The sequence below is a fragment of the Massilia sp. Mn16-1_5 genome, from assembly GCF_004798585.1.
Taxonomy (GTDB): domain Bacteria; phylum Pseudomonadota; class Gammaproteobacteria; order Burkholderiales; family Burkholderiaceae_D; genus Telluria.
Map to the genome: position 1 here is coordinate 197,901 of NZ_PPXQ01000006.1, position 12,177 is coordinate 210,077.

The 12,177-nt window shown below is 63.3% G+C and carries 10 protein-coding genes; 6 read left to right on the forward strand and 4 right to left on the reverse strand.

Annotated elements, in window-relative coordinates; translation table 11 throughout:
• Positions 1-94: 94 nt before the first annotated feature.
• From C2862_RS09195 to C2862_RS09210, 4 genes are all read left to right on the forward strand, one after another.
• The gene (locus C2862_RS09195; protein WP_136219826.1) at positions 95-1,480 is read left to right on the forward strand and encodes a replicative DNA helicase; all 1,386 of its coding nucleotides are present in this window, start codon (positions 95-97) and stop codon (positions 1,478-1,480) included.
• Positions 1,481-1,558: 78 nt separating this feature from the next.
• Positions 1,559-2,185 (forward strand): DUF47 domain-containing protein, encoded by a 627-nt coding sequence (locus tag C2862_RS09200; protein WP_136219827.1) that lies wholly within the window; start codon positions 1,559-1,561, stop codon positions 2,183-2,185.
• A 22-nt stretch (positions 2,186-2,207) separates the two neighbouring features.
• A complete protein-coding gene (locus tag C2862_RS09205; protein WP_136219828.1) occupies positions 2,208-3,218 on the forward strand; it encodes an inorganic phosphate transporter in 1,011 nt (336 codons plus the stop codon).
• Between the two features lie 126 nt (positions 3,219-3,344).
• Positions 3,345-6,053: an EAL domain-containing protein gene (locus tag C2862_RS09210; protein WP_168710032.1), complete on the forward strand. Its 2,709-nt coding sequence runs from the start codon at positions 3,345-3,347 to the stop codon at positions 6,051-6,053.
• Between the two features lie 93 nt (positions 6,054-6,146).
• Here the strand turns inward: C2862_RS09210 and C2862_RS09215 are convergent, their stop codons facing one another.
• The 3 genes from C2862_RS09215 to C2862_RS09225 all read right to left on the reverse strand — a co-directional run bounded on the left by C2862_RS09215 (position 6,147) and on the right by C2862_RS09225 (position 9,172).
• On the reverse strand, positions 6,147-7,928 hold the full coding sequence (locus C2862_RS09215; RefSeq protein WP_136219830.1) for a PhoH family protein: 1,782 nt from the start codon (positions 7,926-7,928) through the stop codon (positions 6,147-6,149).
• 215 nt (positions 7,929-8,143) lie between these two features.
• Entirely contained in the window at positions 8,144-8,614 is a 471-nt protein-coding gene (locus C2862_RS09220; protein ID WP_267873525.1) for a peroxiredoxin, read from the reverse strand.
• A gap of 174 nt (positions 8,615-8,788) precedes the next feature.
• On the reverse strand, positions 8,789-9,172 hold the full coding sequence (locus tag C2862_RS09225) for an Mth938-like domain-containing protein (protein ID WP_136219832.1): 384 nt from the start codon (positions 9,170-9,172) through the stop codon (positions 8,789-8,791).
• Between the two features lie 166 nt (positions 9,173-9,338).
• On the opposite strand from C2862_RS09225, the gene C2862_RS09230 reads away from it, so the two are divergent.
• Positions 9,339-10,565, forward strand: coding sequence for a pyridoxal phosphate-dependent aminotransferase (locus C2862_RS09230; protein ID WP_136219833.1), 1,227 nt, complete (start codon positions 9,339-9,341; stop codon positions 10,563-10,565).
• A 16-nt stretch (positions 10,566-10,581) separates the two neighbouring features.
• Complete coding sequence (locus tag C2862_RS09235) at positions 10,582-11,910, forward strand: homoserine dehydrogenase (RefSeq protein WP_136219834.1); 1,329 nt, start codon at positions 10,582-10,584, stop codon at positions 11,908-11,910.
• A 3-nt stretch (positions 11,911-11,913) separates the two neighbouring features.
• Here C2862_RS09235 and C2862_RS09240 read toward each other — a convergent pair whose 3' ends face one another.
• Complete coding sequence (locus C2862_RS09240; protein WP_136219835.1) at positions 11,914-12,117, reverse strand: hypothetical protein; 204 nt, start codon at positions 12,115-12,117, stop codon at positions 11,914-11,916.
• Between the last annotated feature and the right edge of the window lie 60 nt (positions 12,118-12,177).

The window sequence follows — 12,177 nt, forward strand, 5'->3', positions numbered from 1 at the left end:
TTTAAAGAAAAAGCCGGGTTATCCCGGCTTTTTTTATTTCCGGAAACTCGCCAATTATTTCAGCCGGATGACCGGAAGGGTTATAATGCCCGCCATGAATACCCCCGCAGATCCGCAAATCGAATCGCTGCGCATTCCCCCGCATTCCATCGAAGCAGAACAGTCCGTCATCGGCGGCCTCCTGCGCGACAATGCGGCCTGGGACCGTATTGCCGACTTCATGCACGCGGACGACTTTTATCGCTACGACCACCGCATCATCTTCGAACAGATGGTGCGCCTGATTAACAGCGGCAAGCCGGCCGACGTGATCACGGTCTACGAGGCCATGGTCTCGCTCGGCAAGGCCGAGGACGTGGGCGGCCTGCAATACCTGAACGCGATGGCGCAGAACACGCCGTCGGCCGCCAACATCCGCCGCTACGCCGAGATCGTGCGCGACCGCGGCGTGCTGCGCAAACTCATCACCGTCGCCGACGAAATCTCGGGCAACGCGTTCAATCCGCAAGGCAAGGAAGTCAAGCAGATGCTTGACGAAGCCGAATCCAAGATCTTCGCCATCGCCGAGCAGGGCGCACGTGGCGCCCAGGGCTGGACCGCGGTGCAGCCGCTGCTGACCCAGGTCGTCGAGCGCATCGACGAACTGTATTCGCGCGAAAACCAGGGCGAGATCACCGGCGTGCCGACCGGCTTCATCGACCTCGACAAGATGACCTCCGGCCTGCAGCCGGGCGACCTGGTCATCGTCGCCGGCCGTCCGTCGATGGGCAAGACTGCGTTCTCCGTCAACATCGGCGAGAACGTCGCCATCGAAGCCGGCTTGCCGGTCGCCGTGTTCTCGATGGAGATGGGCGGCGCCCAGCTCGCCATGCGTATGCTCGGTTCGGTCGGCCAGCTCGACCAGCACCGCCTGCGTACCGGCCGCCTGAACGACGAGGACTGGCCGCGCCTGACGCACGCGATCCAGAAGATGAATGACGCCCAGCTCTACATCGACGAGACGCCGGCGCTGAACCCGATCGAGATGCGCGCACGCGCGCGCCGCCTGGCCCGCCAATGTGGCAAGCTCGGCCTGATCATCGTCGACTACCTGCAGCTGATGCAGGGCAGCCAGCCGGGCGACAACCGCGCTTCCGAGATTTCCGAAATCTCGCGTTCGCTGAAGGGCCTGGCGAAGGAACTGCATTGCCCCGTCATCGCACTGTCGCAGCTGAACCGCTCCCTGGAACAGCGCCCGAACAAGCGTCCCGTGATGTCCGACTTGCGCGAATCGGGCGCAATCGAGCAGGATGCGGACGTGATCATCTTCCTGTATCGCGACGAGGTCTACAACCCCGACTCGCCCGATAAAGGCACTGCCGAGATCATTATCGGCAAGCAGCGTAACGGTCCGATCGGCGCAATCCGCCTGACCTGGATCGGCCAGTACACCAAGTTTGGCAACTACAGCGGTAACCTCGCCATCTACCAGGGCGATTAAGCCGATATTGTGCCGCAGTCGGACAGCCAGTCCGCCGCGCACCTTCGCAGTCCCAAGAGTTTTATCACGGAGAAATTAATGTTTGGACGCCTGATGCCCACCGAGGGCAAGTTTTTTGATTTGTTTAACCAGCACGCTGCGCTGTGCGTGAAGGGTGCGCACGAGATGGTCGGCCTGATGACCAACTTCGACGACCTGGAAAACCGCACGCACGCCGTCGAGAGCATCGAAAAGCAGGCGGACAAAGTCACCTACGCCACCGTCGACCTCCTGCACAAGACCTTCATCACCCCGATCGACCGCGACGACATCCACAAGCTGATCACGCGCATGGATGACATCCTCGACATGATGGAAGACGCGGCCCAGACCATCTCCCTGTACGACCTGCACGCCGTGACGCCGGAAGCCAAGCGCCTGGCCGAACTGTGCCTGGCCTGCTGCGAGAAGGTGCAATCGGCCGTCGGACTGCTGCACGACATGGGCAACGCCCAGAAGATCGTCGCCATCTGCGAAGAGATCGACCGCCTGGAATCGGACGCCGACCACGTGATGCGCGCCGCGATGTCGAAACTGTTCCGCGACGAGCCGGACGTGCGCAACCTGATCAAGATGAAGGCGATCTACGAGATCCTCGAGACCGTCACCGACCGCTGCGAAGACGTGGCGAACATCATCGAAGGCATCATCGTCGAGAACGCGTAAGTTTCCTAGAATAAAAATAATTATGGAACATTTAACTATCAGCATTTACGTGCTGGGTTTGCTGGTGCTGCTCGCGCTGGTGTTCGACTTCATGAACGGCTTCCACGATTCGGCGAACGCGATCGCGACCGTCGTCTCGACCGGCGTGCTCAAGCCCCAGTCGGCGGTTGCGATGGCGGCCTTCTTCAACTTCATCGCCATTTTCGTGGTCAGCATGAAGGTGGCGCAAACGATCGGCAAGGGCACGATCGACCCGCATGTGGTCGACCATTATGTGATCTTCGGGGCCCTGGTCGGGGCCATCGTCTGGAACATCATCACCTGGTACTACGGCATTCCGTCCTCGTCCTCGCACGCCCTGATCGGCGGCCTGGTCGGCGCGGCGGTGGCCAAGTCCGGCACCGGCGCGCTGGTCGCGGCCGGCCTCTGGAAGACCGTGATCTTCATCGTGGTCGCGCCGATGCTCGGCTTCGTGCTCGGCTCGATCATCATGCTGCTGGTGTCCTGGATCTTCGTGAAATCGACGCCGCGCAAGGTGGACGTCTGGTTCCGCCGCCTGCAGCTGGTCTCGGCTGCCGGCTACTCGCTGGGCCACGGCGGCAACGACGCGCAAAAGACCATGGGCATCATCTGGATGCTGCTGATCGCTGCCGGCCACGTCAGCCCGACCGATGCGCACCCACCGGCCTGGGTCATCATCTCCTGCTACGCGGCGATCAGCTTCGGTACGCTGTTCGGCGGCTGGCGCATCGTGAAAACCATGGGCCAGAAGATCACCAAGCTGAAACCGGTCGGCGGCTTCTGCGCCGAAACCGGTGGCGCCATGACCCTGCTGATGGCGAGCTTCTGGGGCATCCCGGTCTCGACCACCCACACCATCACCGGCGCCATCGTCGGCGTGGGCGCCTCGCAAAAGGCCTCGGCCGTGCGCTGGGGCGTGGCGGGCAACATCGTGTGGGCATGGATCTTCACGATTCCGGCGTCGGCCTTCATGGCGGCGATCGCGTGGTGGATCGGCCGTCACATCATGTAAGACTCCTTGCTCTACAAAAAGCCCGGCAGCGCTGGGCTTTTTTTTGCGCCCATGCAGCGCGCATGCGCCGGCGTTGGCGGCGCCGCATGTCATACTTGGCTTCAAGGCTGCCTGACTGGAGCGTGGATGGACTTGCATTTTGACAAGGTAATGCCGTCATCAGGCTGGACCCGGGTCTTCGGCCGGCTACGGCCCTTCCTGGATTTCATGCGCGAGCGATGGTCCCTGCTGCTGGTCTGGCCGGCGCTCTCGGTCGCTGCGCTCGCCGTGCTGTGGAGCTATGTCCTGCACGACCTGCGCCATGTGGAACAGGATCGCAAGGCCGAGTTGAACCAGCAGGCCGATGCCTACGCGCGCAGCCTCGTCATCCGCACGAGCCGCTCGATCGCCGACACCGACCGGCTGTTACTGTTGTTGCGCCACGACTGGGCCACGTCGGGCAAGCGCATCAGCCTCGAAGGCACACTCGAGGCCGGCATTTTCTCCAGGCAATACATCTCCGCTGTCGTGATCCTCGACCGCAACGGGATCGTCACCACCGGCACCCACCCCGACGCCGTAGGCCGCTACCTGGGTGACCGGGCCTATTTCACCGAGCACCAGCAGGGCAGCGCCGATCGCCTGTACCTGAGCGGTCCGATCGACGGCCAATTGTCGAACCGGGAAGTGATCGCGTTTTCGCGCCGGCTTGCAAGCTCCGACGGGCAGTTCGCGGGCATCGTGATGGTGTCGGTCGCGCCATCCTTTTTCACCCAGCACTACGCAGAACCCATCCTCCGTGAACACGGTTTTGTCGGCATCGTGCGCACCGACGGGGTCCTGATGGCCGGACGCACCGGCGCGCGCGTGCACAGTTACCGCACGCCCTTCCTGCTCGAGCCAGTAACCGGGGACGCCGCGGCCGGCGTCGCCCGTCTCGAGGGCAGGCGCTGGTTTGCCGACGGGCGCACGCGCATCGCAGGCTGGCAGCCCTTCCCGGAACTCGGGCTGGTCGGCATCGTCGGCGTCGACGAGTACACGGCGATGGCACCCTACCGTGCGCACAGGGGCGAGGCCCTGGCCGGCGCCTGGTGGAACACGGCATGGCTGCTGCTGGCGGCGATGCTGGCCACCAGCTTCTATGTGCATGCGAAGTGGAAACGTCATCAGATCGAAACCATCCGCTCGACCTACCGCCTGGCCACCGAGGACGCGGGAGAAGGCTTTTTCATCAATCGGCCGCTGCGCGACGCCCAGGGCGTGGTGCGCGATTTCGAGATCGTCGATTGCAACCAGTACGGGGCCGACATGTTCGGCAAGCAGCCCCGGGAACTGATCGGGCACCGGCTTTCCGAATTCTACCGGGGCGAGCTGTTTCGCCTGGCGTGCGCGCGCCTGTGCCACGCCCTGGAGACCGGCCTGTATGACCGTGAGCTCCCCGTCACGCCGTCCGACGGCCAACTGCTCAAAGCCCGATGGATTCGCTACAAGGCGGTGCGCGCCGGTGGCGACCTCGCCGTCACGATCCGCGATATCAGCGAGAGCAAGGCCCACGTCACCGAGCTCGAGCGACGCAGCACGACCGACGAGCTGACAGGTTTGCCGAACCGTTACTGGATCCAGCAATACCTGCCAAAGGCCATCGGCCAGGCGCGCAGCGGCGCGCACGGCCTTGCCGTGCTGTTCATCGACCTGGATGGCTTCAAGACCGTCAACGACGCGCTCGGCCACGCGGCAGGCGACGAGCTGCTGCGCACCGTCGCCAAGCGGCTGAGCATCGCTGTGCGCCCGCACGATCACGTCGTGCGCCTTGGCGGCGATGAATTCGTGGTCGTGCTGGACCGGGTAGCCGGGGCCGCCGATTGCGAGCACGTCGCCGGCCGCCTGCTTGCTTCCTTCGACGACGGATTTCACTTGCACCATGCCAATCACGTGCTGGGTGCGTCGATCGGGATCAGCCTGTTTCCCGAGCATGGCGAGGATGCGGAGACGCTGCTCAAGCATGCGGACATCGCGATGTACTCCGTCAAGACGGAAGGCAAGGGCAGTTTCCGCTTTTTCGAAACGCGCTTGTTCGAGGAAATCCGCGCCCGCCTCGAGACCGAACTCGAATTGCGTAGCGCCCTCGACCAGCACCAGTTCATCGTGCATTACCAGCCGCGCGTGGATTTGGTCGCCGGCACGGCGTCGAGCATGGAGGCGCTGGTGCGCTGGGACCGCCCGGGCCAGGGCTTGACCGGGCCGGACCGCTTCATCCAACTGGCCGAGGATACCGGCCTGATCGTGCCGCTGGGCGAACAGGTACTCGACAGCGTGTGCCGCCAGCTGGCCGAATGGCAGCGCGACGGCGTGGCGCCGGTGCCGGTGTCGGTCAATGTCTCGCCACGCCAGTTCGGCCAGTCCGACATGCTGGCGGTGTTCCGGAGCGCGACGGAACGTCACGGCGTCGATCCGCGCCTGCTGGAAATCGAGGTCACGGAATCGTCGATGATGCAGAACGGACTCGGGGAAGCGGCCGTGTTTCGTCAACTGCGCGCCTTGGGGATCAAGCTGTGCATCGACGACTTCGGCACCGGCTATTCCTCCTTGTCTCAGCTCCAGAAACTGCGTTTCGACGTGCTCAAGATCGACCGCGCTTTCGTACTGCGCATCGAACATCCGGAAGGCGGCACCCTGATCGCCTCGATGATCGCGATGGCACATGCCCTCGGCATGCGGGTCGTGGCCGAGGGTGTCGAGAACCAGCGGCAGATGCAGCTGCTCAGGACGCTTGGCTGTGACGAAGGGCAGGGTTACTACTTTTCGCGCCCGCTGGCGCCAGCCGAATTGCAGCGGGCGGCGGCGCCGGCGCGGTAAGTCATTGGCGCCACGGCCGCTGCGCGCGCCGGTACCGGCGTAAAAAAACCTGCGGACCTTGCGGTGCGCAGGTTTTCGGTAAAGCGAAAATGCTTACAGCACGTCGCTCGCGTGATCCGCCAGGCGCGACCGCTCGCCGCGCGCCAGCGTCACGTGGCCGCTATGCGACCAGCCTTTGAAGCGGTCGACCACATAGGTCAGGCCGCTCGAGCCCTCGGTGAGGTAAGGCGTGTCGATCTGCGCGATATTGCCCAGGCACAGGATCTTGGTGCCCGGACCGGCGCGCGTGACCAGGGTCTTCATCTGCTTCGGCGTCAGGTTCTGCGCCTCGTCGATGATCAGGAACTTGTTCACGAAAGTACGGCCGCGCATGAAGTTGAGCGACTTGATCTTGATGCGCGAACGGATCAGGTCCTGGGTCGCGGCGCGGCCCCAGTCGCCGGCGTCGGAATCGGACTTGTTCAGCACTTCCAGGTTGTCGTCGAAGGCGCCCATCCACGGCGACATCTTTTCTTCCTCGGTACCCGGCAGGAAGCCGATGTCCTCGCCGACCGGCACCGTCACGCGGGTGACGATGATCTCGTTATAGACCTTGGTTTCCAGCACCTGCGCCAGGCCGGCGGCCAGGGCCAGCAGGGTCTTGCCGGTACCGGCCTGGCCGAGCAGGGTGACGAAGTCGCACTCCGGATTCATCAGGAGGTTCAGCGCGAAGTTCTGCTCGCGGTTGCGCGCGGTGATGCCCCAGACGCTGTTCTTCGAGTGGCTGAAGTCGCGCAGCACTTGCAACACCGCGGTCTTGCCGTTGATGTCCTTGACCTGGGCGTAGAACGGGGTTTCGCCGGGGCCGGTCGGCTCCAGGTAGACGAACTGGTTCGTCAGCAGGCTCGGAATGAAGGGGCCGTTGACGCGGTAGAAGGTCGTCGAGCCGCCATTCTTGTTTTCCTGCCAGGATTCCACGTTCTTGCCGTGCTTGTCCCAGAAATCGTCAGGCAGCTGGACGATGCCCGAGTACAGCAGGTCGGTGTCTTCCAGCACGTGGTCGTTGAAGTAATCCTCGGCCGGCAGGCCCAGCGCGCGCGCCTTGATGCGCATGTTGATGTCCTTCGACACCAGCACGATGGCGCGGTCCGGCTGCTCGGCGGCGAGTGCCTTGACGACGCCCAGGATCTGGTTGTCGGCTTTCCCGACCGGCAGGCCTTCCGGCAGCAGGGGGCCGTTCTGCAGCCTGGTCTGGAAGAACAGGCGGCCCTTCGCATCCTTGTTGCCGAGCTTGGCCAGCTCGATGCCGGCCTCGATGGCATCGTCGTCGATGTTGGCGATCAGGGCGTCCAGGGTGCGCGACACCTGGCGCGCGTTACGCGCGACTTCCGACATGCCTTTCTTGTGGTCGTCGAGTTCCTCGAGCGTCATCATCGGCAGGTAGACGTCGTGTTCCTCGAAGCGGAACAGGCAAGTCGGGTCGTGCATCAGGACGTTGGTGTCGAGCACGAAGACCTTGGTACGGCCGGACTTGTCGGCGCGGCGGCTGGTCGAGGACTTGACGTTGACTTCGACCGGCTTGTGCTTGGCCGGATGCGGCTCGGCGATATCGGTTTCCTTGAGCTTGGCAACGGTGCCCGTTTCGGCGCGCGCCGGCCAGGTTTGCGTTTCGCCTTTCGGCGCAGGCACCGCGGCCAGGGGCGCGGCCTTGCCCTTGCGGGCGCGGGTGGACTTGGCGGCGGGGACTGCCTTGCCGCTGATCAGGTCTTCGACGGGGTCGGCTTCAACCGGCGCTGCGGCGACCACGCGCACGGGAGATTTGCCGGGTTGGGCTTTGGGGTATTCGTTTACCGGCAGCAGGGTGGCCGGCTTGGTAGGGATTTTGGGTAGTGGCATCAGGTTCTCAATATGAAAAAGTGGAGGACGCCATGCGCCGGCGTGTCGGGGACAGGCCGGCGGGCGAGTTAGATGCAACTTGGAAATACAGCGAGGCGCGGGCCAGTACCGAAGGGCGGCGTGGCAGGCAGCCGGATGGGAATGATGCTCTGTTAAAGCGTTGACTCAAAATGAAGGGGTTCGTCCAGCAAAGTTATCAACTGGAGCTCAGCTGTTCAAGGCTGGCTCTTCACAAATTCCAGCACTTCATCGACGTGATCGTTGACCTTCACGCCACGCCATTCTTTCACCAATCGGCCGGAAGCGTCAACGACAAACGTACTGCGCTCGACCCCCCTGACTTGCTTGCCGTACATCATCTTATTCTTCATCACGCCAAACTGGTTGCACACCAGTTCTTCGGGGTCGGAGATCAGTTCGAAAGGCAGGCCGAGCTTGGATTTGAAGCCTTCGTGCGAGCGCAGCGAATCGCGGCTGATGCCGTAGACTTCGGCGCCGGCGGCCAGGAATTCGTCGTGTTTGTCGCGGAAGGCCATGCTCTCGGTCGTGCAGCCCGGCGTATTGTCCTTCGGGTAGAAGTACAGCACCGTGTATTTGGCCGGACGTCCGCCGAGCTGGAAGGTCTGGTCGCCGGTCATGGCGGCGGAAAAATTCTCTACGGATGCTGCGCTGGTGCTGACGGCCACGGGATTCTCCTGGACAGGTAACGGGGCAGGATCGGTCTGAGCCATCCTGCATCCCTCTCATCATAATCGGCCATGCATTCGGATGCCAGCCTGGCATGCCGATATGTCAATAGCCGCTTCAATATGGAGACGAAAGGCTACCATTCAATAGAGCAACTATCAGCGTGCGCCGTGTCAGGCGGGCGTGCCTTCGATGATCAGCGCCAGCGTCACCTTGCGTCCTTCACCCATCAGCACGTTGTAGGTGCGGCAGGCGGCCTGGCTGTCCATCGATTCGACGCCGATGTGGCGTGCCGACAGGGACCCGATCAGGCGCGGGTGGACGAAGCGCTGGCGCTCGCCGGTGCCGAGGATGACGACGTCGGGCGCGTCAAGCGCGATCTGGTCGAAGTGCGCGGCTTGCAGGTCTTCGAAACGCTTGACGTCCCAGGGGCGGGGCGCTGTCTCGGGCATCACCAGCACGCTGTAGTCGAAACGCTGGGCATTGATTTCCACACCCGAGGCATCGTAGCCGGTGACGGTCTGGTATTGTTGAGTGTTGTCGGAGTGGAGCTTCATGGCGGATTCAAGCGACGGAACGGGCTGCCATTGTAACCTTTCCGTCACGTTTGCCGCTCCGCCATGCCGGGCCGAAGCAAGGTTGCTTAAATCTGAAGCTTTCGGCAGAATGGTATTTTTCGCACTGCAACATGCGGGCCGGCGTTTTGACAAAAAAGGTGATCATTTGCGACCGATTCTGAAATCGAACAAGCTCGACGACGTTTGCTACGAAATCCGCGGCCCTGCACTGGAGCAGGCGCGCCAGATGGAAGACGACGGCCACAAGATCATCAAACTAAATATCGGCAACCTCGCCGTGTTCGGTTTCGATCCGCCCGACGAGATCATGCAGGACATGATCCGCAACATGCACGGCGCGGCCGGCTATACCGATTCGAAGGGCATGTTCGCGCCGCGCAAGGCGGTCATGCACTACACCCAGCAAAAGAAGATCGCCAACGTCAAGATCGACGACATCTACCTGGGCAATGGCGCCTCCGAACTGATCGTGATGGCGATGCAGGGCCTGCTGAACAACGGCGACGAAGTGCTGGTGCCGGCGCCCGACTACCCGCTGTGGACCGCGGCCGTCAGCCTGGCCGGCGGCGCCCCGGTGCACTACGTGTGCGACGAGCAGGCCGGCTGGATGCCCGACATCGCCGACATGCGCAAGAAGATCACGCCGAACACGCGCGCGATCGTCGTCATCAACCCGAACAACCCGACCGGCGCCCTGTATCCGCGCGAAGTCCTGCTCGACATCATCGAGCTGGCGCGCCAGCACAGCCTGATCATCTACGCCGACGAGATCTACGACAAAGTACTCTACGACGGCCACCAGCACGATTCGATCGCCTCGTTGGCCGACGACGTGTTGTTCGTGACCCTGAATGGCCTGTCGAAGAACTACCGCTCCTGCGGCTACCGCGCCGGCTGGATGGTGATCTCCGGCGAAAAACGCCATGCGAAAGACTATATCGAAGGCCTCAACATGCTGGCCTCGATGCGCCTGTGCGCGAACGCGCCCGGGCAGTTCGCGATCCAGACCGCGCTCGGCGGCTACCAGAGCATCAACGACCTGGTCGGCCCCGGCGGACGCCTGCTCAAGCAGCGCGACCTCGCGCACAAGCTGTTGACCGATATTCCGGGTGTGTCCTGCGTCAAGCCAAAAGCGGCGCTCTACATGTTCCCGCGCCTGGACCCGGCGATGTATCCGATCGCCGACGACCAGCAGTTCATTTGCGAACTGCTGGGCGAGGAAAAGGTTTTGCTGGTGCAAGGCACCGGCTTCAACTGGCACTCGCCGGACCACTTCCGGCTCGTGTTCCTGCCCAATTCCGACGACCTGACGGATGCCTGCGGACGCATCGCACGCTTCCTCGACGGTTACCGACGACGCCACGCGCGCTAATCACTGTATATCGACCATGAAACCCATCAAAGTTGGCCTCCTCGGTATCGGCACCGTCGGTGCCGGCACCTTCAACGTGCTGCAGCGTAACCAGGAAGACATTCGTCGCCGCGCCGGCCGCGGCATCGAAATCACCATGGTCGCCGCCCGCAACCTTGAGCGTGCGGCGCGCATCGTCGGCGCCGGCGCCGGCGCCTGCCAGGTGGTCGACGATCCCTTCCTGGTCGTGGACAGCCCCGATGTCGACATCGTCGTCGAACTGATCGGCGGCTACGACCTGCCGCGCGAGCTGGTCCTGAAGGCGATTGCCAACGGCAAGCACGTGGTCACGGCGAACAAGGCCCTGCTGGCGCTGCACGGCAACGAAATCTTCGCCGCCGCCCAGGAAAAGGGCGTGATGGTCGCCTTCGAGGCAGCCGTCGCCGGCGGCGTGCCGATCATCAAGGCGCTACGCGAAGGCCTGACCGCGAACCGCATCGAGTCGGTGGCCGGCATCATCAACGGCACCACCAACTTCATCCTGTCCGAGATGCGCGACAAGGGGCTCGACTTCGCCGAGGTGCTGAAGAAAGCCCAGGAACTCGGTTACGCCGAGGCCGACCCGACCTTCGACATCGAAGGCGTGGACGCCGCCCACAAGCTGATGATCATGTCCTCGATCGCCTTCGGCATCCCGGTCCAGTTCGACAAGGCCCACGTCGAGGGCATCAGCACGCTGCAGGCCGACGACATCCGCTACGCCGAACAGCTCGGCTACCGCATCAAGCTGCTCGGCATCACGCGCCGCGCCAGCGTCGATGGGGTCGAGGGCATCGAACTGCGCGTGCACCCGACCCTGATCCCGGCCACGCGCCTGATCGCGAATGTCGAAGGCGCGATGAACGCGGTGCTGGTCGAGGCCGATGCCGTCGGCTCCACCCTCTACTACGGCAAGGGCGCCGGCTCGGAGCCGACCGCGTCCGCCGTCATCGCCGACCTGGTCGACGTGACGCGCCTGGCCACCGTCGACCCGTACTGCCGCGTGCCGCACCTGGCCTTCCAGCCGAACCAGATGACCGACGTGGCGATCCTGCCGATGTCGGAGATCACGACCAGCTACTACCTGCGCGTGTACGTGAACGACCAGATCGGCGTGATGGCCGACCTGACCCGTATCCTGGCCGACGCCGGCATCTCGATCGACGCGGTCCTGCAAAAGGGCACGCACGGCGACGCCCGCACCGACATCATCATGATCACCCACCAGACGCGCGAAAAGAACGTCAACGCCGCCATCGAGCGCATCGAAGCGCTCGGCTCGGTGGTCGGGAAGGTGATCCGGATCAGGCTCGAGACGCTCAGCTAAAAATCAGCTCGCCTGTCGCCCGCCTGTTCGGGGCGGGGGACTGCACTCGATCAGGAATTCGAGCGCGAATTCGTCGACGGTCGGAGCGGGCATGCCGTCTTCCTCGTCGAGCGAAGCGGTGGTGAGATCGAGCAGCGCGTACTCGATGTCGTCATACGGCGCGTCAAGCGCGCCGCGCTGGATGGATGGGAGCTTGGGCGAATTCATCCGAGCATTCTACTCACGCTGCGCTGCACAAGGCGCCTCACAAAAGCGCCGCTTGCGCTG

Bases quoted from the DNA above. Each gene is read 5' to 3' on its own strand.
- C2862_RS09240 (WP_136219835.1), bottom strand. From the start codon at position 12,117: ATGAATTCGCCCAAGCTCCCATCCATCCAGCGCGGCGCGCTTGACGCG.
- C2862_RS09225 (WP_136219832.1), bottom strand. From the start codon at position 9,172: ATGAAGCTCCACTCCGACAACACTCAACAATACCAGACCGTCACCGGC.
- C2862_RS09205 (WP_136219828.1), top strand. From the start codon at position 2,208: ATGGAACATTTAACTATCAGCATTTACGTGCTGGGTTTGCTGGTGCTG.
- C2862_RS09200 (WP_136219827.1), top strand. From the start codon at position 1,559: ATGTTTGGACGCCTGATGCCCACCGAGGGCAAGTTTTTTGATTTGTTT.
- C2862_RS09235 (WP_136219834.1), top strand. From the start codon at position 10,582: ATGAAACCCATCAAAGTTGGCCTCCTCGGTATCGGCACCGTCGGTGCC.
- C2862_RS09195 (WP_136219826.1), top strand. From the start codon at position 95: ATGAATACCCCCGCAGATCCGCAAATCGAATCGCTGCGCATTCCCCCG.
- C2862_RS09210 (WP_168710032.1), top strand. From the start codon at position 3,345: ATGGACTTGCATTTTGACAAGGTAATGCCGTCATCAGGCTGGACCCGG.
- C2862_RS09215 (WP_136219830.1), bottom strand. From the start codon at position 7,928: ATGCCACTACCCAAAATCCCTACCAAGCCGGCCACCCTGCTGCCGGTA.